Annotated in this window: 25 protein-coding genes; 5 read left to right on the top strand and 20 right to left on the bottom strand. The window is 52.3% G+C overall.

The genetic code is table 11. The features are described from left to right. Positions 1–62 precede the first annotated feature (62 nt). Positions 63–533, top strand: coding sequence for a hypothetical protein (locus V8J88_RS14610; protein WP_338844889.1), 471 nt, complete (start codon positions 63–65; stop codon positions 531–533). Positions 534–583: 50 nt separating this feature from the next. Here the strand turns inward: V8J88_RS14610 and V8J88_RS14605 are convergent, their stop codons facing one another. From V8J88_RS14605 to V8J88_RS14595, 3 genes are all read right to left on the bottom strand, one after another. Beyond that, positions 584–1,198, bottom strand: a complete 615-nt coding sequence (locus V8J88_RS14605) for a PEP-CTERM sorting domain-containing protein (RefSeq protein WP_338844888.1) — start codon at positions 1,196–1,198, stop codon at positions 584–586. Between the two features lie 236 nt (positions 1,199–1,434). Further along, entirely contained in the window at positions 1,435–2,085 is a 651-nt protein-coding gene (locus V8J88_RS14600) for a response regulator transcription factor (RefSeq protein ID WP_338844887.1), read from the bottom strand. A 51-nt stretch (positions 2,086–2,136) separates the two neighbouring features. Continuing rightward, complete coding sequence (locus tag V8J88_RS14595; protein ID WP_338844886.1) at positions 2,137–2,832, bottom strand: histidine kinase; 696 nt, start codon at positions 2,830–2,832, stop codon at positions 2,137–2,139. A 67-nt stretch (positions 2,833–2,899) separates the two neighbouring features. Here V8J88_RS14595 and greB point away from each other — a divergent pair, with 67 nt between their 5' ends. After that, a complete protein-coding gene (gene greB, locus V8J88_RS14590; RefSeq protein WP_338844885.1) occupies positions 2,900–3,460 on the top strand; it encodes a transcription elongation factor GreB in 561 nt (186 codons plus the stop codon). 27 nt (positions 3,461–3,487) lie between these two features. Beyond that, entirely contained in the window at positions 3,488–3,841 is a 354-nt protein-coding gene (locus V8J88_RS14585; protein WP_338844884.1) for a nuclear transport factor 2 family protein, read from the top strand. A 210-nt stretch (positions 3,842–4,051) separates the two neighbouring features. Here the strand turns inward: V8J88_RS14585 and V8J88_RS14580 are convergent, their stop codons facing one another. Further along, entirely contained in the window at positions 4,052–4,516 is a 465-nt protein-coding gene (locus V8J88_RS14580; protein WP_338844883.1) for a DUF2846 domain-containing protein, read from the bottom strand. Positions 4,517–5,337: 821 nt separating this feature from the next. Between V8J88_RS14580 and V8J88_RS14575 the strand changes: the two genes are divergently transcribed. Beyond that, entirely contained in the window at positions 5,338–8,184 is a 2,847-nt protein-coding gene (locus V8J88_RS14575) for a PKD domain-containing protein (protein WP_338844882.1), read from the top strand. Between the two features lie 104 nt (positions 8,185–8,288). Here V8J88_RS14575 and V8J88_RS14570 read toward each other — a convergent pair whose 3' ends face one another. The 16 genes from V8J88_RS14570 to V8J88_RS14495 all read right to left on the bottom strand — a co-directional run bounded on the left by V8J88_RS14570 (position 8,289) and on the right by V8J88_RS14495 (position 22,695). After that, positions 8,289–8,906, bottom strand: coding sequence for a PEP-CTERM sorting domain-containing protein (locus V8J88_RS14570; RefSeq protein ID WP_338844880.1), 618 nt, complete (start codon positions 8,904–8,906; stop codon positions 8,289–8,291). Positions 8,907–9,629: 723 nt separating this feature from the next. Further along, positions 9,630–9,890: a hypothetical protein gene (locus tag V8J88_RS14565; RefSeq protein WP_338844879.1), complete on the bottom strand. Its 261-nt coding sequence runs from the start codon at positions 9,888–9,890 to the stop codon at positions 9,630–9,632. Positions 9,891–9,901: 11 nt separating this feature from the next. Continuing rightward, positions 9,902–10,066 carry a hypothetical protein gene (locus V8J88_RS14560; RefSeq protein ID WP_338844877.1) on the bottom strand — a complete coding sequence of 55 codons (165 nt, stop codon included), beginning with the start codon at positions 10,064–10,066 and terminating at the stop codon, positions 9,902–9,904. A gap of 7 nt (positions 10,067–10,073) precedes the next feature. Beyond that, on the bottom strand, positions 10,074–11,420 hold the full coding sequence (locus V8J88_RS14555) for an IS5 family transposase (RefSeq protein WP_338844876.1): 1,347 nt from the start codon (positions 11,418–11,420) through the stop codon (positions 10,074–10,076). A gap of 119 nt (positions 11,421–11,539) precedes the next feature. Then, positions 11,540–11,854: a hypothetical protein gene (locus V8J88_RS14550; RefSeq protein ID WP_338844875.1), complete on the bottom strand. Its 315-nt coding sequence runs from the start codon at positions 11,852–11,854 to the stop codon at positions 11,540–11,542. A 302-nt stretch (positions 11,855–12,156) separates the two neighbouring features. After that, positions 12,157–14,205: a hypothetical protein gene (locus tag V8J88_RS14545; RefSeq protein ID WP_338844874.1), complete on the bottom strand. Its 2,049-nt coding sequence runs from the start codon at positions 14,203–14,205 to the stop codon at positions 12,157–12,159. After that, positions 14,199–14,567 (bottom strand): RNA-directed DNA polymerase, encoded by a 369-nt coding sequence (locus tag V8J88_RS14540; protein ID WP_338844873.1) that lies wholly within the window; start codon positions 14,565–14,567, stop codon positions 14,199–14,201. The genes V8J88_RS14545 and V8J88_RS14540 overlap by 7 nt, the downstream gene beginning before the upstream one ends. 160 nt (positions 14,568–14,727) lie before the next feature. After that, positions 14,728–16,350 carry an IS66 family transposase gene (locus tag V8J88_RS14535; protein ID WP_338844871.1) on the bottom strand — a complete coding sequence of 541 codons (1,623 nt, stop codon included), beginning with the start codon at positions 16,348–16,350 and terminating at the stop codon, positions 14,728–14,730. Between the two features lie 119 nt (positions 16,351–16,469). Then, positions 16,470–16,814 carry an IS66 family insertion sequence element accessory protein TnpB gene (gene tnpB / locus V8J88_RS14530; RefSeq protein ID WP_338844870.1) on the bottom strand — a complete coding sequence of 115 codons (345 nt, stop codon included), beginning with the start codon at positions 16,812–16,814 and terminating at the stop codon, positions 16,470–16,472. Then, positions 16,811–17,065 carry a hypothetical protein gene (locus V8J88_RS14525; RefSeq protein ID WP_338844869.1) on the bottom strand — a complete coding sequence of 85 codons (255 nt, stop codon included), beginning with the start codon at positions 17,063–17,065 and terminating at the stop codon, positions 16,811–16,813. The genes tnpB and V8J88_RS14525 overlap by 4 nt, the downstream gene beginning before the upstream one ends. After that, the gene (locus tag V8J88_RS14520) at positions 17,062–17,688 is read right to left on the bottom strand and encodes a hypothetical protein (protein ID WP_338844868.1); all 627 of its coding nucleotides are present in this window, start codon (positions 17,686–17,688) and stop codon (positions 17,062–17,064) included. Before V8J88_RS14520 ends, V8J88_RS14525 begins: the two co-directional genes overlap by 4 nt. A gap of 279 nt (positions 17,689–17,967) precedes the next feature. After that, the gene (locus V8J88_RS14515) at positions 17,968–18,429 is read right to left on the bottom strand and encodes a hypothetical protein (protein ID WP_338844867.1); all 462 of its coding nucleotides are present in this window, start codon (positions 18,427–18,429) and stop codon (positions 17,968–17,970) included. A 3-nt stretch (positions 18,430–18,432) separates the two neighbouring features. Continuing rightward, on the bottom strand, positions 18,433–20,541 hold the full coding sequence (locus V8J88_RS14510) for a bifunctional (p)ppGpp synthetase/guanosine-3',5'-bis(diphosphate) 3'-pyrophosphohydrolase (RefSeq protein ID WP_338849889.1): 2,109 nt from the start codon (positions 20,539–20,541) through the stop codon (positions 18,433–18,435). A gap of 192 nt (positions 20,542–20,733) precedes the next feature. Beyond that, positions 20,734–20,937: a DNA-directed RNA polymerase subunit omega gene (gene rpoZ, locus V8J88_RS14505; RefSeq protein WP_338844866.1), complete on the bottom strand. Its 204-nt coding sequence runs from the start codon at positions 20,935–20,937 to the stop codon at positions 20,734–20,736. Positions 20,938–21,158: 221 nt separating this feature from the next. Continuing rightward, a complete protein-coding gene (gene gmk / locus V8J88_RS14500; protein WP_338844865.1) occupies positions 21,159–21,797 on the bottom strand; it encodes a guanylate kinase in 639 nt (212 codons plus the stop codon). 13 nt (positions 21,798–21,810) lie between these two features. Further along, a complete protein-coding gene (locus V8J88_RS14495) occupies positions 21,811–22,695 on the bottom strand; it encodes a YicC/YloC family endoribonuclease (RefSeq protein WP_338849888.1) in 885 nt (294 codons plus the stop codon). Positions 22,696–22,835: 140 nt separating this feature from the next. On the opposite strand from V8J88_RS14495, the gene V8J88_RS14490 reads away from it, so the two are divergent. Further along, positions 22,836–23,855: a serine/threonine-protein kinase gene (locus V8J88_RS14490; RefSeq protein WP_338844864.1), complete on the top strand. Its 1,020-nt coding sequence runs from the start codon at positions 22,836–22,838 to the stop codon at positions 23,853–23,855. The last annotated feature ends 66 nt before the right edge of the window (positions 23,856–23,921 follow it).

Genomic DNA, 23,921 nt, shown 5'->3' with positions numbered 1-23,921 from the left:
TTTGCCAAAAAAGCACTATCATATCGGCTTCCCATTGCCTTACATTCGCTATGATTCCCCGCATGCTCTTGATCTGTCTGCTGTTGATGAGCAGCGCCCAGGCCGCTGAAAAATACGGCAAATACGGCAAACCTGTGCCGCCGCCGGATACGCCTTACGCCAGCCGCGACCAATTGCGCGCCTGCATTGCGCAGGAAGACCGCTTACAGGCTTTGCGCCGCACCACGCGTGATTTGGAGAAAAACAATCAGGCCGATTTGCGCGCGGTGGCGCGAAGCGGTGAGGCTCTGCGCCGTGCGCAAGCCGATGTCAACCGCGATGATCAGGCCGCCGTCGCCGCCCTGCATCAACAATTGGACGAACATAACGCCCTGGCCACGGCTGTCAATCAGCGCGCCGAAGCCATGCAGGCCAAGGCCGATGCGCTGCAAGCCGCGCATGCGGCTTATCAACGCGATTGTTATCACCTGAAATACCGCATTGAAGACCGCAAAGCCGTGATTCAGGAAAAAAATCAGGTTTGGCAGGAGTGAAGAAGCGTGTGGAACAGCAGACGGCGCGTGCCGTCTGCCGCTTGTAACAATTAAGCTTGTTTGCGCTTGGCCAGTGCCGCCAGACCCAGCAAACCTGCCAGCATCATCATATACGTTTGCGCTTCCGGCACTGCGGCTACAGCATCTTTGGTGCGGAAAATAGCATAGCGGCCATCGCTGCTGCTGTTATAGAAAACATTGTCATGCCACATCCAATTCGCATTTGGATTATTGACGGACGCGCCCCAAGGGTAAGAATTGTAAGAAACTTGGGCTTGCGGATTGGCCCAGGTCGCATTGGCGACGGCGCTTTGCACGGCAGTCTGACTGGCGTCATTGTTCGGCGCAATTGCATATTGCCAGCTGTTGATACTCGAGTACAGCATGCCGCTTGGGGTGTTGAAAACGCCTTGCCAGGCTTGCGGACCGCCCCAGTCGCGCGCCGCGATAAACAGATGTTCGCCCGGGGCGACGTTGAAAGTGAAGGAATAGGAGATGTTGTGGTTATTGCCCGTGCCGCGCAGGGTCAGATTGGCGCCATCCGCGCTGCCGGTATACAGCCAGAATTCATTATCGACGGTCAGTTGCGCGCTGACGGTTTGTGCGGCGGCTGCGTCGCAGCAAAACGCCAGGCACAGGCTGGCGGAGATGATTGCAAGTTTCATTGTGTTTTCCTGATGATTGAATGTGGAACCGGCGTTGCTGCATGCTTGCCGTGTGATTGTATTACTGAGGGAGTGCAATCAAGATGAAACGTGGTGCTGTGAGTTTTGCTTGGTGCGCAAGCAGAGCAGGGAAGCACCTGACTGACACGGTCTAAAATGTAACAGCATTGGTGTAAAAAGTAAACAATTGTTAATGGAATGCTGTCGCAATGATGCGCCCCGGTCGCGTTGCAGGATTATTCCACCAGATGATGCTTGATCGCATAGTGCGTCAATTCCGCGCTGTTTTTCAGCTTCATTTTCAATAGCAGACGGGAACGGTATTCACTGATGGTTTTGACCGAGAGCGAAAGCTCTTTGGCGATGGTGCTCACGGTTTTGCCGGACGCAATCATGGTCAGGGTTTGATATTCGCGGTCGGATAAGCCTTCGTGCAGGTTTTCATTGTGGCCTTCACCCAGGCTGCGCGCCAATTCCTGCGCCAGTTGCGCGCTGATATATTTTTGCCCGCCCGCCACTTGACGCAAGGCCGCCACAATTTCTTCCGGCTCCGCTTCCTTGCTCAAATAGCCGGCGGCCCCGGCTTTCAGGCAACGCATCGCATACTGGTCTTCGCGATACATGGAAAACATCAAGACCTGCAAGAATGGATTGTCTTTGCGGATTTGCTTTAAGACTTCCAGACCGCTTTTATCCGGCAGCGCAATATCGAGCAACATCACATGCGCATCCGGATGGCTGCGCGCCAGTTTCACCGCCTCCAGCCCGTTTTCCGCCACCCCCGCCACTTGCATATCCTGCTGGGTTTGCACGATGTGCGCCAAACCGGCGCGGATCGCACCGTGATCGTCCGCTAATAACACTCTGATCGAATGAAGCTGCCCCATGCCTGTCACCTTGTTTGGAGTGCCGCCGCCACCCTGGCGGCATGGCCTTGCCTAAGCCGGTTGCAAGGGCATGCTCAGACAAAGCGCTTTGCCGCTATCCCGCCCGTCTTGCTGCAGGACTTCCCAATGCAATTCACCGCCCCAGGCATTGATGCGCTCTTGCATGCCGTGCAAACCCTGGCCTTTCGTCCCGGGTTTGCTGCTGCATGGCTTGACTGCCGTTGCGCCATTATCAGTGATTTTGAGGGCGATGCTGTTGTCAGCAAGCCGCAATTCGACGCTGGCATGCGCCGCTTTTGCGTGTTGCGCGATATTGTGCAAGCCTTCCTGCACGATGCGGTATAGGGCAAGGGCTTGTTCCGGGTGCATCTGCAGGGCAGGTGATGTTTCCTGATTGGAAAGTGATTGCTCTGTGGAAAATTCCAAATGACAAACAATGCCCGTGTAAGCTTGCCATTTTTCACACAGATTTTTCAGGGCGCTTTCCAATCCCTGGCTTAATTCCGGGGGGCGCAAGTCAAAAATCACTTGTTGTAATTGATGCTTGCTGTCTGAAATCAATTCGCGTAATTGCAACAGTGTGTGCGCCTGTTCTGGTGTGGCGGCGGGAATTTCGTGGCTGATTTTCACCAGCAAGAGGGCGGCGGCGGTCAGATTGCCGCCGAACGCGTCATGCAAATCCTGGGCTATGCGCAAGCGCTCCGCTTCACGCGCCTTGGCTGCTGTTTGTGCTGTCTCCCGCTTCATTTCAAGCTTTGCCTTTTCATTGGTATTCACCCAAGCAGTAAGCCGCATCAGACGCTACAATACCAGGATGAATAAAGCATTTGTCAAAGAAAACACAGAAGACGACGAGGAAGACGGCGCACTGCCGCCGCTGCCCGCAGGAACGAAGAACTACATCACCCCGGCCGGCTATCAGCGTATGAAAGATGAGCTGTTGCAATTGATCGACATCGAGCGGCCTGAGGTGGTGCAAGTGGTGTCCTGGGCCGCCTCGAACGGCGACCGGTCGGAAAATGGCGATTATCTGTACGGCAAGCGCCGTCTGCGCCAGATCGACCGGCGCATCCGTTTTCTCATCAAACGCATCGAATCGGCGGAGGTGGTCGATTCCTCGGTGCATCATGGCAAGGATCAAATCTATTTCGGCGCCACAGTCGTGTATGAAACGGCGGATGGGACGGAACACAAAGTGCGCATCGTCGGGATTGATGAGATTGACCCGATTCACGGCGATATTTCCTGGATCTCGCCGGTGGCGCGCGCGCTGAATAAGGCGCGCGAAGGCGACGCCGTCAGCCTGCGCACGCCGTCCGGCCTGGAAGAATTGACGGTTCTGGAAGTTGATTACCCGGCCCCCGGCGCCGCTTGAGATTGCCTTTCACTGACAGGATGCCACATGCCTCTGCCATATGATCCCGCCGGCTTCGCGCAACGCCAACTGGACGCCTACAACGCGCGCGATGTACAGGCTTTTGTGCGCGAATACACTGCCGATGTGCAACTATTCCGCCTGGGCGAAGCCAGTCCGTTTTTAAGCGGGCGCGAAGCGATGGCGGCGCATTACCGCGATAAGCGCTTCAATCTGCCCTGGTTGCACGCGGCCCTGCTCAATCGCATGGTGTTTGGCAATAAAGTGATCGATCAGGAAGCGGTGCGGATCAGCGCAGACGGCCCGCTGCTGGAATGCGCGGCGATTTATGAGGTGTGCGCAGAGGGGATTTGCAAAGTGTGGTTTGTGGCGGATCGCTGAGCTTGGCGCGCTGCCTGTATGTGCGCAAGAAAAACGCCGGCTTTACGCGTTTCAGCGCTGGCGTCACCGGCATAGCGCGGTTTGCTGCGTATGACCGGTGGAATCTGGCGGACGCTTCACGCGGCAAGCGGCAGGAACAGATTTCTGTATGCCTGCGAATGCCGGTGTGGGCGCCCTGGCTTAACAGCAGTAGTGCTCAGATCACGGCGCTTATCGCGCCGCGCTGCATTTACCCGGCTTCGCCATTTCAAGTTTAGTAACAGCTTTTTTGCCTTCCTCTTCAGGGATTTGCTCTAATCCGGCGCCGCCCACAAATACGCCCATCTTGATGAATTGACGAATGAAATAATTTTTCCCGGACTCGAACATTAATTCAAGGGTATTGGGAGAAAACTCCGATTCGGTATCGATTTTATGCGTTTTGCCGCCGGCAACTTCAGTGTAGAAGAACACATCCGGCGCGCTTTCACCGATGCACTTGCCATCAACCCACACGTCTTTCTTGAGCGCCTTGCCCACAAAGCTGTCACGATAAATATATACGCCAGCATTGCCCTGACTGGGGGCATTGAATTCTTTTGCCTTTGCAGATTCTGCTTTGGAAGCCATATCCACAGATGCACACCCGGAAAGCGCCAGGGTGGCGGAAAGCATCAAGACAGGGATGATTTTCATTGAGATACCTCGATCAGGTTGTTGAAAGGTTGAGCTGATTGGCGCCCGCTCCTGGCGAATTCATGACAGCGCTTCGGCGCCTGCGGCCCGCGACAAGCGGTGCGCGATGACGAAAGGCTGAAGTCTTGGTCTTGGCTTGGACATCCCGGATCTGCACGGCTGCTTAAAAGCTGAAGCCATGAACGAGCAGGATGCGCATCAGCGGCAACCATGAAGTGCGGCATATCCTGGATGTGAAGATGGTATAACTTCATGGTTTTGAAAGAATGTTATTGTAATTACAGGGAATGTAAAACATATATTATACGCTGCTAAAGGCGCTTGCCCGGAGTAAAGAAAGTGTATATTTTTCAATATGAAATTCCCGGAAAATCAGCAGCTCTCAGGCGATGTCAAAAATTTTTGTATCACGCGTCGGGCCGGCTGCAGTAAGCGCGCATTAAATTCTGCGTGTACACAGGATGAGTATGCGCCTGAGGTCAGCTGCAAATTGCCGCCATTTGCAGCAAACAGCGCCGCATCATTTCCTGACCTGAGCCATCATCCTGTGTGCCGCCAAGGCGGATATTGCTTCAGATATCAGTACAGCCCCAAAACTGAACACTTCTTAAAAAAAAATAAATTCCGGCGTAGCAAATTCTGGCGAAAGCATGGCCAGCTTTGTGAAAATCTTTTCTTTTGCCAAGTGTGATTTTTTAGATAAGTCGCATGCCTATAATTATCTTGCAACAGCACGTTGCAGGAGACGAGCAGCACCTTTCCCATACCAACAAAACCAGTATGCCGACATGCTTCGGCAGGCCGGTTCACAATCGAAAAAAATGAAAACAAACTTCCATATCCATACGCGCCTGCCGTATCTCGGCGCATGCTTATTACTGTCCCTTGGCCTGCCGCTGGCGGCGGCTGAACAAGAAGCCGCCGCGCCCGGCGCAGTCAGAGTGGCGCCTGACTCGAAAGCCAATGAAGGCTGGCGGATTGTGCAGCGGCAAAAATGGTTTGCCGAAAGCCGCAGCCTGCTCGGTGAAACCAATGCCCGCAGCCACCGCGATGAATCGGTGCGCAGCCTGCAGGTGCGCAGCGCCGCCATGCGCCAGAAAGCCATGGCGAATGGCGAAACATGGGTCGAAATGGGGCCTTCATCGATGAATATGTCCGGCTGGAGCATGGGACGGGTATCGGGACGCAACAATGCGATTGTGCCGCACCCGCAAGATGACAATACGCTCTACTTCGGCAGCGCGGCGGGCGGGGTTTGGAAAACCACCGATGGCGGCACAAATTGGACACCGATCTTTGATCAGGTCGGCACCATGCCAATCGGCAGCATCGCACTCGCACCGCAAGACCCGAATCAAGTCTGGGTCGGCACCGGCGATAAAAACGGCGGCGGCTGCAGTGGATATTTCGGCCAAGGCGTCTTCATGAGCAGTGATGCGGGACAAACCTGGCAAGCCAAAAATGGCAGCGGCGAAACAGCTATGCCCTTATCCATCGTGAATGGGGTGGCGGTTGCGCCGCTAAACAGCCAGGTCATCCTGGCCGGCGGCCTGGGCGCCTGCGATGCCGGCGGCGTGCTCAATGGCGGCGGCTTGTATCGCAGCAGCGACGGCGGCAATAGCTGGAACCGGGTCTTGAGCGGCAAAGTGGAAGACATCGCATTTGTGCCGGGCAGCAATACGGTATATGCGACCTCTGCCGGCGTGGGTTTGTTCAAATCCACCGATGGCGGCGCGACCTGGGCGAATACCAGCAATGGCATGACAATCGGCACAGGGCGCATGCGGATGGCGATTGCGCCGTCCAACCCGCAAGTGATGTATGTCTTGATGGGGTCTGCGCTGTATCGCAGCGCTAACGGCGGGGCCTCCTGGAGCGCAGTCAACAACGCAGCCTGCGAAGGCCAATGCAGCTACAACCTGGCGCTGGCGGTGCATCCCACCGATCCCGACAAAATTCTGGTCGGCAGCATCCGTTTCGCCTTGTCCACCAACGGCGGCACGCGCCTCACCACCCTCACCAGCGGCTGGGGCACATCGCAGAAAGTGCACCAGGATACCCATGTGCTGGTCTGGTCAAAAAATAATCCCGGCCGCTTCTGGGTTGGCAGTGACGGCGGTATTTGGCGCAGCGACGACAGCGGCGCCAACTTCATCAATATGAACAGTAATTTGAACGTGACCCAGTTTTATGATGTGGCGGTTGACTTCAGCAGCGAAAACCGGATGTTCGGCGGCGCGCAGGATAATTCCTCACTGGGACGCACCACCAGCAAGGTATGGGGCTTAACCTACGCCAGCGGCGACGGCTTCATGAATGCAATCGACCCCAGCAATACCAATACCGTATTGCAAACCAGCTATCCGAGCGGCAGTTATCCCAGCATTGTGCGCTCCACCACCGGCGGCGCGGGCGGATCGTATAAAGATCTGCCGACCACCGGCCTGAGCGCTTCTGCCAACTTCCCATGGGTGACGCCGCTGGCGACTGCCGGCTCCAAGGTGTGGGTGGCTTCCGATACCTTGTATGTCGGCACAACCTCGGCCAGCAATTTCAGTTGGAATGCTTTGAGCGGCAATATGGGCAGCGCCGCCACCGTGATTACGCCGAAACAAGTCGGCAGTAATTACATTGCCTTTGTCGGCACCTCTGGCGGCAAGATTTTTTATAGCGGCAACGCAGCCACAGCCGGCAGCGCCGTCAGTGACGTGACCGGCAATTATCCAGGCGGCCGGGTCAGCGATATTGCGATTGATCCGACCAGCAACCAGCGCGTGTTTGTCACGCGCGCAGGGTTCGGGGCCAGCCGCCTGTATCGTTCAAACAGCGGCGGCACAAGCTGGACGGCGGTGGGCAATGGCTTGCCGAATGTGCCGGCCAACAGCGTCGCAATTGATCCGTTGAATGCACAACGGGTGTTTGTCGGCACCGATATCGGCGTGTATGAAAGTGCAGATGGCGGCGATAACTTCGTACCGTTTTCCACCGGCTTGCCGCTTGGGGTGGTGGTGCAGGATTTGGAAATCAACGCTAACCCGCACGTCATGGTGGCGGCCACCTATGGCCGGGGCGCATGGAAAGTGGCCTTGCAAGGCGGCACGATGAACCAGGCGCCGGTCTCGAAATTCAGCGCCAGTCCGTCCCAATTGAACGTGAGCTTTACCGATCAGAGCACCGATGTCGATGGCAGCGTGGTTTCACGTTCATGGAATTTTGGCGACGCCAGCTACAGCACCGAGCAAAACCCGGTGCATGCGTACGCCACAGCCGGGACATATACGGTCAGCTTGACCGTCACCGACAATTCCGGCGCCACCAACAGCAGCAGCCAAACCATCACGGTGACAGGCGGCGCTGCCTGCACCGGCACAAGCTTGACTGGCAACTTCAGCGGCGCCACCAACCAGTCGCAGTTTTTACCGGGCGGCTCTTACTATCAAAGCACGGTGGCGGGCACGCATAGCGCCTGCCTGGTGGGGCCGGGATCTGCCGACTTTGATTTGTATCTGGAAAAATGGAGCGGCTCGAAGTGGGTGCAAGTCGCCAAGAGCGAAGGCGCGAGCGCCAGTGAGAAGATCAGCTATAACGGCACGGCGGGTTACTACCGCTACCGGGTGATGAACCCGGTCGGCGTCGGGTCTTATAGCCTGACGTACAGCAAGCCGTAAAGCTTGGCATGGCGCAGGGCAGGGCGATGTGCAGACATCGCCCTGCTTGTGAATACTGTCTCCGCTGGCGCTGCCCCCGCCCGTTTGACAGGCCGCAAATCAAGTCAAACCTTGCGGCGGCGCGAGAGCAGAGCAAGCGCCGCCAAACCGCTCAGCAGCATGGCATAGGCGCCGGCTTCAGGAATTGCCGTGACCTTGAACGCTTGAATATTGTATTGCCCGCCGTTATCCGCAAAAATCCCATCCGACACGCCAAACTGCAGACGGCCGGCGTTTTGCGGCACATTCACCACGAAATGGTAGCGGTGATCTGTGCGAAAAGCGGGTATGCCGCCGTTGACCGCGCCAACGCCATCAATGAAGTTGATGTAGTTGCTGATATTGCGCGCCTCACCGGAGTAGGGCGCTAAATCGGCGCCATTCCAGCCCAGATTGAGTTGATACCACTGGCTATCGTAAGGCGTGCCGCGCGGTACGCCGTGGAAGGCGTCATTCAATTCCCTGCCAGCGCTCCAGCCTGTGCCGCTGACGATGATTTCCACCAGGCCCGAGTATTGATGGACGGTGGCGGTGCTGGGATTGATGAACAAGGAGGTCAGAGATTCAGAAACCCCGCTGCGGATAAAATTGCTGCTGATGTCATAGGTTGCGGCCTGTGCTGAAAATGCGCATACAAGGCTGATTGCGCCTGCAGCAAGAACCGTGCGTTTCATCTGCCTCATACAAACTCCCGGTGAATGATGAGTGAACCCTGAAGCTTCAGATTATCAGCACGGACATGGCCTCGCAAGGAAATATTTTCTCGCGAGCAATAAAAAGAAGGTGGCTATTCAGCCCTTGCACCGGCACTCCCGCGAAGAGCCTGCCTTCGCATGCTTTAGCCGAAGGGGAATAAAGTGGTGGCGCGGAGTTCAAACGGTGGCTGTTGGCACAGCGCTGGATTCCGGCTAAAAACATGTGGGAATGACGGGAGGCTTACTTCACCCGGACTCACTCAGATGGACGCCCCGGAATGTCGTCAACTGCAGTTATCAACAGTTTCACATCCCTTATGCCCAATCCAAACATGCTTACCTTCTTATTGTCCAAGCTTTGCCAACTCAACTGCCCGGGATATGCTGCCCGTGCATGATTATCAGGTGACCCCGTATCGTTTCAAATTGCTCCATTCGAGTTCTTGGCGCTATTTGATAGTTTTTTTGTATCTATTCAGCCACTGCGCTAACAAGTCGGTTTATATACCAAGCGGGTTGCAGCTTCATTGTGCCGGGCTTGTCGAACCACGGTTTTCCATGACCAACCATGCCCTTCGACAGGCTCAGGGCGAACGGAATCTGCTTCGTCCATCCTTATGAAGGCTAAGCAGTCACGTATTTTTCTTGAAATTCTTCGCCTGCATAATGGATGGAATGCAGCCGATTTTTCATGATCTGCCTATTGATTTCTTATTTCCGCATCGGGCTTAACAAATCAACCGACTTCACCAACTTTTCATAAGGCGTCATATTGAAACCCATTTCTTGAGCTAGTTGATAACTTTCACGCAAGGAGACAGCGGATTTCATGTATGACAATATGATATCATCCATATCACCAGCGGCTAATTCATCATCCTGAATTTGATCCCGTTCGGCAATCAAGCGCCAGATCTTTTCATCCAGTGCTTCAATGGCTGCGATTAAAGCAGCTACAGTAATTTCAACCATGATATATCCTTTCAAATTTTACGACCAAGTTCCACTGCTCTGACAATCGCATTTCTGGCCAAATTATCCAATGCGCCAAGATAGGCGTCTTTAGTCATCATTCTTGCTTTGCTTTCAATCTGGAAATGATTGGCTTCGAATCGTTGATTGTAATTTGTCGGCCCTGAACAATTCAAATTAAGGTCAACAAATGCAATCTGCGGTCAGACAAGGTTTTCCCTCAGGAAATCTGAAGCTGCAAAGAAACGCAAGGAAGGCCAAAAAAAGCCGGAGCTTTCGGAGGATCATGCGCAGATTGTGGCCGCAGCCGCATAACAAAGCATGAAAGGCATCACCATCAGCGCCTTTCAACCAATTTCTGCTCAATCTTCCGTCATTTTTCATATGTCCAATCACCGGTTCAATTGCGCTTCGCCGTCGGATATCCCGCCGAAGTCGCGCTGTGATGTTGCGCTTTAAACGTCGATGGAAGACTTTAACGCCGCTTGGCGCTGTGCCGCCGCGATAGCCCAAATCTGTAAATGCCTCTTTTGGAAGGGTATCTGTCAGGATGGCCGCTTGTTCCAATGCTTCGTATAAAGTATGGCCATCGTATGGGTTGCCGGGCATACTGCGCATCCCCACCACCAAGCCTTCTTTGTGTGTCACCGTAATCGAAACCTTCACACCGAATTCATATGGCTGCCGGGCCTTTCCTTTGGAGATGCATTCAACTTCCGGCGCATGCAGGCTATAAAGTTTATTCTTGTCATTTTTTTGTTGCGTCAGCAGGCGCTTCGCTTTGGCCAGCAAGTCGCTGGCTTTCTGCTTCACGCTCTCAGACTTGTTGGCGAGCTTGCGCTCCACATCCCGATAAACGCGCCCCACCAGCGTCTTGAGCTTCTTTAAACTGCCGCGCATGCGTTTGAACTGCTTGGCGTGAGCATAACGCGCTACTTGCCCGGCTAATTTTGGCGCCTCACGGTTATAGTTTTGCCGCAAATCCAACTTTTCCTCAATGGCAAATTTGACCAGATGCTGCCTGGCGCGCTCCAGCAATTTTGCGTCGGTTGGCCACGTAATCGCTTTTTCTTGCACTGTGCTATCAACGATCACCTTCTCAAAGCTTTTTTGTTCCACCACCTTGGCTTTTTCTGCTGCTTTGATTGTCTGCGTCAGCATCCATTCCAGACCTTTTTCTCCAATCCGTTTGCGCCAACGCGTCAGCGAACTGGGGTCAATTGGCGGGTGATGTTGAAACCAAATTTCCCCGCAAAACAATTGCCAATATGGATTCTCAACCCATCCCCACACAACATCTTCGTCAGATAACGCAAATGTGTGTTGCAGATACAAAAGGCCTGCGATCAGGCGCGTAGAAGTTGCTGGTCTGCCTCGCGATGACGGGAAATGCGTCGTCCATTCCCTCTCGAACACGCTCCAATCCATCAAATCGGCCAACTTCACCAATGGATGTTTGGGGTTGACCAACTCATCAAGCCTTTGTCGGAACATATCCGCGCTTACTGTCCCCGTCGGTTTCGGCCCCATTTGCCCCTCCGCTTTTTGCCGGAAATGAATTCTATTTTAATCATTTCTTGCAATTCTGCGGTCTCCATTCCTCAATTTTTTTCAATAAAATCAGGAGGTTGGGAATTGTTCAGGGGAGACTAATTTGTAAATCTTACAATCAGTGATTCGGGAATTGTCGTGCCTTCTGGCAATTCAAAACATATCCAGTATTTTTTTGGAAAAACTTCCGCTCGATCAAATAAAGATGTGCCGCCTCCTGCATGCACCCAATTTACTCCTTCCTTATCTTTACTTGAAGATACATCCGCCTTGCGGGTTTTTCCATTGGGTAATTCCCGATCCTCAAAGTCAGGGTATAAAATCTCAGGCGCCGGTTGACTTTCTATGATGGTGCCATCAGGAAAATCTTCCTTTCTGATTGAACGATATAAATTTACATCTGTTTTGCTCACAACTATCTCCTGTAGGTAAATGGTTTGATTAGGTCACATTTTTTGTGATAGAAATTGATCAAGAAGGCATCAGTTACTATTGAAAATGTTGGAATGTTAGAACTGACCCCCTGGTGGCTCTCAGCCCCTACGTTTTTGGTCTGAATTCGGCTGAACAGTCACGTTTTATCTCTATCATTAGCCTCATAGTTCTATTTGATGGCTCTTTTCTTAAGAAATGAAGGTATTTTAAGAAAATCCTGATGTGACGGACTTTTGTAAATTAGCCATCTAGTTCTTTGTGAGTTGTGCAAAAAATGGGATTAAGGAATTTTTTTTCTTTCATCTGAGATTGTAAAACCTTCTGGCACTGGTTTGAATGGATCGTCGTCGCTTGGCCATCTTTTGGCGCGGCTTTGAAATTTTCGCAAAATTTCAACATCAATTTCTACAACTACTATATGTTCATTTTCACCACCACGTAATCTACAAATATCTCTTTTGTAATTTTCCTTGGCTGGAGCGCGAACTCTGCTATCTCCATATGCTCTATTATTTACTAAAGTAATATAGGCATGAACATCCAAACTTGCAGAATCAATAAGTGATGTAAAGCTTTCCAAATCCTGATTCCAGGATAAAACCATCATACAGTCAACTTTTCCTTGAAAATGGTGCCGATAGGCAATATTCTGCAGCTCTGAGCAAACTAAAACCCCAAAATAGAAATCATTATGATTGTATATTTTTTTAGGAGAAGGAACTGTTTTTTTATTTGAGCCATCATCGGTCTTATACCAATTTAAGCCAAATAAATGAAGCAATTCCTTTTCCTCGCCGGGGGCCGGCATCGATTTCCTTTGTCGAAATTGAATCGCTGAGAATGGTTGATTATTTTCTTGCATTAAAATCAATGCAACATCACTATAGATTTCCCCTTTATTATTTCTTTTGTAATCTAAACCTGCGATTAGATTAATGTTGGAATTTAACAGTATAGTTGCGATAGTTGGCAACCATTCTTCTGGAATCGATAGTTCTGGAAAAATTAAATATGTCGGTCTAGGGTTTGCAGAAATAGCTTCATTAACAATTCGCCGGATTCTATGATATCTTTCTAGTGATAAATCTGGATTATCATTGGCTCCGGCCATCCAACTTTTTTGTGTGGTTAAAATGTTACATATTCCAAGGCGGATTTTTTTATCTTTCCTATTTCTCTTATATCCTACATTTACAATATCACCATCTTGCTTTGATGTTATTGAAATATTTTTAAATAATACAGAATTCTCGCAAATTTCGTTTTCAGTAGGAATTGGTGAATCGTTAAAGCTAGGTTTTCTAACTTTTAAAAGATTGTAAAATATACCAATTTTCTCTTGGTCGGAATGGGATTTTAAAAAACTATATTCCTCAGCTCGGCTTACATGAAATATTAATAACTTTATATTAATATCTGCTGATGACAGTGGTTCGAGTTGAGGATGTTCCGTGTTTTTCTTTATCCCTAAAAATGATGCGGATAATCTGTCGGCGCTATTAATAATGTAGCCCTTGGCTAAATTTTTACTTTTAAATATGAAGCTATTTATCACTTTGAGGCAGGTGATTCTATCAATCAATTCTTTTTGTATATTTGATCTATAGATTGTTTCTTGAATTAGCTCCTTTATCCATTTGGTTAGATTATGCCATATTCTATCGCTATTCTGTAATATAACTTCCTTTCCATTTATTATTAAAGCTTTATCAGTCTTTGACTTTAATAAATTTATTGAGTTAAATGCTGAATTGCAAATTGTTCCAACCTGGCTTACATCCCCGGCGGAAATCGCTAATGAAAGTATTCTGGGTAAATAGTCTATATGATCAAAGAGGCGATCAAATCTTAATATATGATTCTGTGTAAATTTATAGAATTTTTCACGCTCTTCTTGCCAGTATTGAGGTGGAATGTTATTTGCGATAGTTTCTACTGCTTTAAGTTGTATTGCCCAGCTCATTCTGCGAATTGACAAGTTATTTATATTACTTAGAGACTCGCCCTTATCAAATGCACCTGCTGTCGAAAGAACCCTTGCGGAGGCTGTTGATTCTAAATGTTCAGGAGAGGGCATCAGCCGTCGTTCACTTGAAAGTTTTGATAGTTCTGCTTCAATATTGGCGAGCAGATCTAACCCAGGTTGGCCTTCAAGGTAAAATAGTTTCAACTTGGTTTCATTTAAAATTAAATTAGACTCTCCAAATTCAGATCCTTGATTAATTTTTACTTTACCGTCTGACGTTTTCTGGATGCAGCTAATTTTAGAAAACAACGACTCTAAAATTTCTTTTCTTGTTGGAATTCCTCCATTTTTTTTAATTACCAAAAAATATCGTCGACATATCTTCCATAATATGCTGGATTGAGTTCCTCCTCAACCTCACTATCGAATTTTAATAGTTGTAGATTGGAAATTATTCTTGATATTGATAATCCCATAGGTAATCCACCCTTGAACTCAATGTTATTATCAGCAAGGATGTTTTCCCCAGCTAAGTTGCTCCAATGTACTAGAAATTTTGAGAATTCACGTGTAAATTGCTTCTCCCAAGAAGTAAGGTTTATCCCACAAGAATCCCAAAAGATTTCTTTGCCAAAAAAAGATGGATCAATATTATGGTAATAACTTGAAATATCCATAATTACTACTGAAACTCCGGAGCCAGATGTAATTTCTTTCTGAATCATGTTGAAGCCTTTTTTTCTCCAATTAATGTATGGAGAATAATATGGTTGAAATGAACCAATGGTCCCGATATTATACTCATAAGAATCTGAATCTGTCTTTTTTAATCTTCTTAAACGCGAACCATAGATATTTCGTAAGCGCCCAACGCCCCCATCTCGATCAGACCTGAATCACAGACCCAAGCGGCAATAGCTCATCCAAGCGATTGGCTGGCCAAGTGGGCAATTTGTTGAGCGTATCAAGCAGCCATTCGTATGGATCAAGGCCATTAAGCTTTGCCGTGGCCAGCAAAGACATGATGCAAGAGGCGCGATGGCCGGCGCGTTCTGTGCCGTAAAACAGCCAGTTCTTGCGCCCGATGGCCACCGGGCGCAAGGCATTTTCCGCCGCATTATTATCTATCGGCAAATCCCCGCTGTGTGCATAGCGCACCCGCGCAGGCCATCGGCTGAGGGTGTACACGATCGCTTTTTGCAAGCCGGAGGACGGACTGGCGCGGGCGCTGGTTTCATTCAGCCAGGTCTCGAATTCCGCTAACAGAGGCAGACTTTTTTCCCGTCGCAAATCCGCGCGTTGTTCTACGCACATGTCTTTTGCTTCGCGCTCAATTTCATATAACTGAGCAAAGCGATGCAAGGCTTCGGTGGTGATGGGCGTTGGACGTGCTGCGTGCAAATCGAAGAATTTGCGCCGCGCATGCGCCATACAGCCCAGCTCCACCACGCCGCCAGCAAATAATGCCTGATAGCCGGAATACGCATCCGCCATCAAATAGCCGCTCCAGCCCGCCAGCATGTTGCGCGCGTGCTGTCCCTGGCGTGATGGCTGATAGTCATACACCACAATCCGTGGCCCAGGCTCCATATCGTTGCTGCGGTACACCCATTGATAGCCGCGCTCGGTTTTGCCGGTTTTCGGCGCTAATTGCGCCACCGGCGTTTCATCGGCATGCAAGCAGCGCCGCTGTCGCAACAATTGCGCCAAGCGATCCGCCAACGGCGCCAGCGCCACGCCTGTACGTCCTACCCACTGCGCCAGCTTGGTGCGGGACAGGGGCACATTATGGCGCTCACCGATCTGCTCCAGGCGATACAGCGGCAGATGATCGAGATATTTCGACACCAGCAACCAAGCCAGCACATCGTGCTCAACGCCGCCGCCGTCAATAATCGACGGTGCGCTGGGCGCCTGATGAATGGATTGGCAAGCCTGACAGGCATATTTCGGATAGCGGTGACGCTTGACGCTGAACACTGCCGGCTGCACCGATAATTTTTCTGTGACATCTTCGCCAACTTTGCGCATCGCTTTGCCGCATTCCGGGCAGTCGCAACTGGCCGGCTCGTGCAACACGTCTTCGCGCGGCAAGTGCGCCGCCAGCGGCAGGCGACCAGGGCGCTTTTGTTTGACCGCTTCTTTTTTTGGGGACGCTGCTGCGAGCTTATCCAACTCGGCTTGCAGCGCCTCAATATCGGCATCCAAATCTTGCTCAAACAAATCGCGCTGCGTGCTGTCAGCCATGCGCTCACTCTTGATGCCGTAACGCATGCGGCGCAAGTACGTGACTTCTTGATGGAGTTTTTCGTTTTGCTGGCGCAGTTGATCCGCATAGCTTTGCACTTGTGCGGCTTGCTGCTCTGCATGTGTGGCGCGTTGTGCGAATGCAGCAGCTTTTTGCTCTGCCTGCGTGGCTTGCTCAATGAGCGCCAACAGCTCTTCCCGTAGCGGGGACGGGATGCCTTCGGTGTGTTGCAAGCGGTGTTTTTGCGCAATGAAATCCATGCCTGAAGTGTAACGCTTTCAAGCGCTTTTTCCTGCGTAAACACCATCTTTTTTGCGGTTTCTTTCATGGGATTTTTTTACCTGATCAAGAACCAGTCGGATCGTTGCCAAAGCGCATTTCAATACAGCCAGGCGGGGATGTGGGCAGCGCTCAGACGGCGCCAATCCACGCCTTTACACAGCCATTCCCATTGTTCTGTGTTGAGCAGAAACACTTGCGCGCCCGGTTCCGGCCAGGTGAAGCCGCCTTGATGCAGACGGCGCTGGCACAGCCAAATGCCGCTGGCGTCAAACACCAGCGCCTTGAGGCGATTGTTGCGCCGGTTGCGAAACACGTATGCAGCGCCATCCGACGGCGTGCGTCCCAAGCTGTGCTGAATGCGCGCGGCCAGGCTATCGATGCCGGCGCGCATATCCATCGCTTCTTGCACCAGCCAGATTTGCTTAGGCTGCGGCCAGCTCACGCCAGTTCTCGCAATAAAGCAGCCAGCCATTGCGCCGGAACATGCAGCGGAATATGCAGCCGCTGCGCGCCGCATTCCAGCGTCAGATTGCCGCTGATGGGGGCAGAAATGGCGCCAGTTGGCGCTTGTGCGGCAACCAAGGTCAGCGGCGCGCTTTCAGATCCGCTGCGGCTGCGCTTGATCCAGTATTGCAGGACCGGCAGATTGATTTCGTGCTGCCGGCAATACGCGCTTTGCGTTTGCCCACTCATGCGCCACGCCCGCACGTGCGCGAGCCATTCTTCTCTGCTTTTCTTCGGTGATTTGCTTTGCATACTTGCCCCTCCTGTTTGATGGGCACAGCATGCGCGGGTTTTGTGGGCTTGGGGAGATGGGGCGGTTGGGCGCTTACGATATTTCTGCTTAGTATTGCATCGAACTTATGACCAATTTTGTTGATCCAGAGTGCTGATAATATATGAGTGTCAATCTCAAAACTTCCAATTATGCGAAACTCGGGAGAGATTGTATTTGTTTTGCAGAGCGTATCAATATATTCAGACGTATTTGATGTGAAAAATTTGATAGATTCGTCAATCGGATTATTCTCGCTATTAGATTCTTTAGTTGAGATTTTTATTGTTTTTGGGTAGGCAATTGCTAGTGGTTTATTTTCCATGAAATTTGAAAAAGATGAACTTTCATTTAGCGAATGTAGTTTTTCTAATAAGAGATTTAAGTTTTCATATAAATTTTCTTCATATTTTGCAAATTCAATAAGTTTCCCTGAGGGTCTTTCGTAGAAGCAATCTGCTTTTGCTTTACGATAGGCCGAGAAAAGATGGTGCAATTGTAGTTGCTTCCATTCATTGATTTCTACGCTGTATTCTTCCACTATGTTGCTCCTATAATCTGATAGGATCGTTTTGGTATGATGTAGAAACGGTGTCGGTACTAACTGGCTAAATCTTCTCTGCGCGATGCAACCCCAAACTCACAACCTCCGCAAACTTCATTGCAGCTACAAACCACAATATACCAGAACTATTCCTCAAAAGCTTGCTTGACGCATGATACAATTAACGCGGAGTTGTGTTGGTGCGCTGGACTGATGTATGTTACCCGGGCGAATGCAGCTTCATCTGAAAGCCACCCTTCGGGGTGGCTTTTTTCTTTACTCAGACTGATTTTTTCCTTGATTCGGCTTGATTTTGTCCCCCTTGGGGATCACGGAGAATAGTTCGGCCCGGGGCTTGCGTTGTGTCAGCTCATAGATTGCTTCGTCCAGCACCATGTTGCCATAGCCATCCTTGCGCAAGCTATTGCTGCGAGTGGCAGTCATGCGGCTATTGATGATGACGACAGCGGAGTCTGCTGTTGCTGAACTGATTTGTGTGATGACATCCTGGATGGTGTAAGCGTCGCGAACTACCCTGCTTTTATAGAGATGCGAGCCGAGAAATACAATTTCCGGGTTTTCCAACGGGGGGAGATTGTTTGCTGCGCGACTTGCATTAATCGTCGCATATTGGCTTGCGCTGAATTTTCCGATGGCGACAGCCCTTACTTTGCCGCCCCGCGCACACTCTTCAAGATTGGCCTTGATCAAATAAAGCGCATCCTGGTATAGCGGCATAGCCTACTGCAACCCCCGCTCATACCCCCCACGCTCACGCAGCACCCTGGTCACCCCCTCCACCTTGCGCACATTGCGGATCAAGCGCGCCAGATGTACGCGGTCGGTGACCTGGATGGTGAAGCGCAGTTCGGTCATGCCGTGTTCTTTGTCTTCTTCCATGCTGACATTGCTGATGTTGGCGTCAGCGTCGCCGATTTCCGCCGCCACGCGGGCAAGATTGCCTTGCTCGTTGGTCACCAGCAGCAGGATGCGGCAGTCGAAGCGGCGGTTTAAGTCTGCCGCCCAGCGCGCTTCAGTCCAGCGCTCCGGTTCTTTGCTCAGCCAGCGTTTGGCGATGGCGCAATCGGTGTTGTGGATCAATAAGCCCTGGTCGCGGTTGAGCTTGCCCACCACATTGTCGCCCGGAATCGGCATGCAGCATTTGGCCAGTTGCACCGCCATGCCGTCTTCGCCGTAAATCACCACCGGGTCTTGTTTGATCGTGCTGGTTTCCAGCATGGGTTTGAGCAGGGCGGCGCTCTTCGGGTCGTGTGAGACCAGCACAAAGATGTGGCGCGCAACCAAAGCGGCCATGCGTTTGCCGACGCCGATGTCGGCATGAATGTCGGACATCGATTTGGCGTTGGATTCGTGCAGAAAACGATCCATCAAATGCGGCGGCAGACCTTCCAGTTTGTAAGGCTGCAGCGATTGATTCAATAACTGTTCGCCGGCGGCCATGGTGTCGGCAGTCTGCAAGCCGCGCAGATAATGCCGGATTGCCGAACGCGCTTTGCCGGTGCGCACAAAGGTCAGCCAGGCAGGCGAGGGGCGGGCGTGGTCGCCGGTGATGATTTCCACGATGTCGCCATTGTGCAACTCGGTGCGCAAGCTGGCTTCTTCGTGATTGATTTTGACGCCGGTGGTGCGGTCGCCCACATCGGTGTGAATGCTGTAGGCGAAATCAATCGGCGTGGCGCCGCGCGGCAGTGCGATGATCTTGGTTTTCGGCGTGAACACATACACCGAATCCGGGAACAGATCGACCTTCACATGCTCCAGGAATTCGGTCGAGTCGCCGGTTTGTTTTTGAATGTCCAGCAGCGATTGCAGCCAAGCATGGGTGCGCTGTTGCAAGTCGCTGATGTTTTCATGTTCGCTTTTGTACAGCCAGTGCGCCGCCACGCCGGATTCGGCGACGCGGTGCATGTCCTGGGTGCGCACTTGAAATTCCACCGGCGTGCCATACGGGCCGACTAAGGTGGTGTGCAGCGATTGATAGCCATTCAGTTTGGGAATGGCGATGTAATCTTTGAATTTGCCCGGCATCGGTTTGTACAGGCCGTGCAAAATGCCAATCGCCACATAGCAATTGGCGAAGCTGTCCACCACGATGCGAAAGCCATACACGTCCAGCACCTGGGAGAAACTCAGATGCTTATTGCGCATTTTGCGGTAGATGCCGAACAGGGTTTTTTCGCGGCCCTGGATTTCCACCCGCATGCCGGCGCGCGCCAGCGTGTCAGACACCGAGTGCAAGATCTTGTTGACCACTTCGCGCCGGTTGCCGCGCGCTGCGCGCACCGCTTTTGCCAGGGTGCGGTAGCGCATCGGGTAGAGGTGGGAAAACGCCAGGTCTTGCAGTTCGCGGTAGATATTGTTCAAACCCAGACGGTGCGCAATCGGCACATACACGTCCATGGTTTCGCGCGCGATGCGGCGTTTTTTGTGCGCCGCCATCGCTTCCAGCGTGCGCATATTGTGCAGGCGGTCGGCCAGCTTGATCAAAATCACGCGCACGTCGCGCGCCATGGCCAGCAGCATTTTGCGGAAATTTTCCGCCTGCGCTTCGGCCTGGCTTTGGAATTCGATTTTTTCCAGCTTGGATAAACCATCCACCAGCGCCGCCACAGGCGCGCCGAAACGTTCGATCAGTTCTTCTTTTTTGATGCCCTGATCTTCCATCACATCGTGCAGCAGGGCGGCTTGAATCGCCTGCACATCCAGCTTCCAATCGGCGCAGATTTCCGCCACGGCAATCGGATGCGAGATATACGGCTCGCCGGATTTGCGCACCTGGCCCAAATGCGCTTCGTCTGAAAAGCGGTAGGCTTCGCGCACCCGTTTCATTTCGGCTTGCGACAGATATTGGGCGAGTTTTTCCAGCAGAGTGGAGACGCTGGCGACAGAGGCGGGATGGTTTTCCGGCGCGGCGGTGGCGGCAGGCGCTGGCTGAGCGCGCCGCCCGTTTTTGCGGGCGGGGGAGGCAATCGGGGCGTCAGCGGAGCGCATGCCGGTGGTGCAAAAAAACAGGGGCCGGCGTTATACCGGGACTTTTTTCAGCATTTCCAGACCGACTTTGCCGGCGGCGATTTCACGCAGGGCGATCACGGTCGGCTTATCTTTGGCTTCGACTTTCGGCGTATGGCCTTGCAGCAATTGGCGCGCGCGATAGGTGGCGGCCAGGGTCAGCTGGAAGCGGTTGGGAATGGTGCGCAGACAATCTTCAATAGTGACACGTGCCATGATGACTCCGAAAAGGGGATGTAGCGTAAAAACAATAATCAAACAGCAATGCTGAGCTGAGCCGGATTGCCATGAAATAACAATTTCGACAAGGAAAACATGCATAACATGTTTTCGCCGCATTGCAACACATCAATAGTATAACGGAAATGTCACATACGCCCCGCCTTTTGTGAGAATGCAACAAGCGGCGTGGCGCACTGTGTGGCGGCCGGGCTGCCTCAGTCGTCGTGGATGCCGAGCTGGGTGAACAGATCGGCGTTGCGGCGCGCCTGCTGCTTCATGCGGCAGCGTGCGGCGCGCACGATGGCGCGCAAATCGGACAGGGCGGTGTCAAATTGTTCATTGATCAGGATGTATTCAAATTCCGGCGCATGCGCCATTTCGCCGCCGGCGCCTAAGAGGCGGCGCGTGATCACATGCGGTTCGTCCTGGCCGCGTTTTTTCAGGCGTTCTTCCAGGGCGGCAATTGAGGGCGGCAAAATAAAAATGCTGATCGCCTGCGGGAATTGTTTCATGACCTGACGCGCGCCTTGCCAGTCGATTTCCAGCAGCACATCAGCGCCTTTGCGGATTTCATCTTCGATCAACAGGCGCGAAGTGCCGTAGTAATTACCATGCACTTCAGCGGATTCGATAAATTCGCCATGCGCTTTGCGCGCCAGAAAATCTTCCACCGAGGCGAAATGGTATTCGCGCCCGTTTTCTTCGCCCGGGCGCGGCGCGCGCGTGGTGAAGGAGATGGAGAGTTTGATGCCAGGCTCTTCTTTGAGCAGGGCATTCACCAGGGTCGATTTGCCGGCGCCGGAAGGGGCGGCGACGATGAACAGGCAGCCGCTGAAATGTTGTTCTTGGCTCATGGGTTTTCCTTGCTTATTCCAGATTCTGTACTTGTTCGCGCATTTGTTCGATCAAGAGTTTGAGCTCCATCGAGGCGTCGGCCAATTCCTTGGCGGCGGCTTTGGAACCCAGGGTATTGGCTTCGCGGTTTAACTCTTGCATCATGAAGTCCAGGCGTTTGCCGACCTGACCGCCTTTTTTCAGGATAGCGCGGGTTTCCGCCAGGTGCGCGGTGAGGCGCGAGAGTTCTTCGGCGATGTCGATGCGGATGCCATACAGCGTCACTTCCTGGCGGATGCGTTCCAGCACTTCCTGGCGCGATAAAGCCGGGCCATCGCCGGCCAGGCCGAGCGCTTCATGCATGCGTTCGGTGGCTTTTTGCTGAAATTGGGCGACGATCTGCGGTACCAGCGGGCTGATGCGGGCGACAATTTCTTCCATCGCATCGATCCTGCTGCACAACATGGCGACCAGGGCTGCGCCTTCGCGTGCGCGGCTTTCGACAAAGGTGGTGAGCGCGCTTTGCATTGCCTGCATCACATCCTGTTGCAGACTTTCCTGCGACAACTGGGCTTCTTCCAGCACGCCCGGCCAGCGCAGCAATTCGCCCATGGACATTAAGCGCGCGTCGGGGAAGTTGCTGCGTACCTGATCTTGCATGCCGCGCAATTGATTGAGTAATTCATGATTCAGCGCCAGGCTTTGGCCTTGCGCCGCTTTGCGGCCAAAGCTGACCCGGCATTCCACCTTGCCACGCGTGGCGCGCGCCATCAGGGCTTCGCGCAAGAGCGGTTCCAAAGAGCGCAAATCATCGTTGATGCGAAACTGTAAATCGAGAAAACGTGAATTCACGCTCTTGATTTCAATCGTCAAAGTGCCACACGCGCTTTCGCTGGTGGCGACCGCATAGCCGGTCATGCTGTGCACGCTCAAATTTGCCTCCGCGTTATAGGCCCGAAAGGAGTAAGCTGATGGCTGACGCCGGCTTTTTTTCCAGGCCCTTCTTTACAAAAGATGGAATTATCCACACAATCCGGTAAAAACACGCTCTGAACATTATGGCTGCACAAAATAACGCCCCCCTGCCAGATGGACTGGAAATCGCCGGATACCGCATTGTAAAGAAGATTGCGTCCGGCGGGTTCAGTATCGTGTATCTGGCGTATGACGCTGAGGGTAACGCGGTCGCCATCAAGGAATACCTGCCCAGTTCGCTGGCGCTGCGGCGTGAAGGCGAGCTGACCCCGGCGATTGCACCGGGCAATCTGCCGATTTTCCGCATCGGCCTGAAATGCTTTTTTGAAGAAGGGCGCGCCCTGGCCCGCATCTCGCATCCGAATGTGGTGTCGGTGGTGAACTTCTTCCGCGCCAATGACACGGTGTATATGGTGATGGCGTATGAGTCCGGGCGCTCGCTGCAAGACCATATTTTGCGCCAGCGCGACAAGGGCATGCAGCCCATCCTGTCGGAAAAATTCATCCGTAAAGTCTTTAATCAGGTCATCAATGGCTTGCGCGAGGTGCACGCCAACAAGCTTTTGCATCTGGATTTGAAGCCGGCCAATATTTATTTGCGGGTGGATGGCACGCCGATTCTGCTCGACTTCGGCGCGGCGCGCCAAACCTTGAAGGCGGATGTGCCCAAACTCTATCCGATGTACACGCCGGGCTTTGCGCCGCCGGAGCTGTATGTCAAAAACTCCCAATTAGGCCCCTGGTCGGATATTTACAGCGTCGGCGCCACCATGTTCGCCTGTATGAGCGGGGCGCCGCCGCAAGCCTCGGATCAGCGTAAAAACGGCGATAAGATGGACGCCTACTATGAAAAGCTGAACGGTTTATATACGCCGGAGTTGATCAATCTGGTGCGCTGGGCTTTGATGATTGATCCTTTGCAACGCCCGCAAAGCCTGTTTGAGATGCAAAAAGTCTTGCTGCAATACACCCCGCCGCAAGCCGAGCAGGAGCAACAGCAGTCATTGGGACAAAAAATCACGCGCAAGATCAAAGGCTTATTGGGCAGCTTGAGGCGGCGCGACAAGGCGCGCGGCACCACGATACAAGAGCATACGCAATGAGTTTTGCGCAATCGCGTATCATTGCCAAAGCGAGCCGGTTTGGCGCCTGAAACGGCCCCGGTCTGA

The sequence above is a fragment of the Massilia sp. W12 genome (assembly GCF_037300705.1).
In the GTDB taxonomy this organism is placed as follows: domain Bacteria; phylum Pseudomonadota; class Gammaproteobacteria; order Burkholderiales; family Burkholderiaceae_D; genus JACPVY01.
The sequence above is the reverse complement of the archived record's forward strand: the minus strand, read 5'-3'. Positions and strand labels throughout refer to the sequence as shown.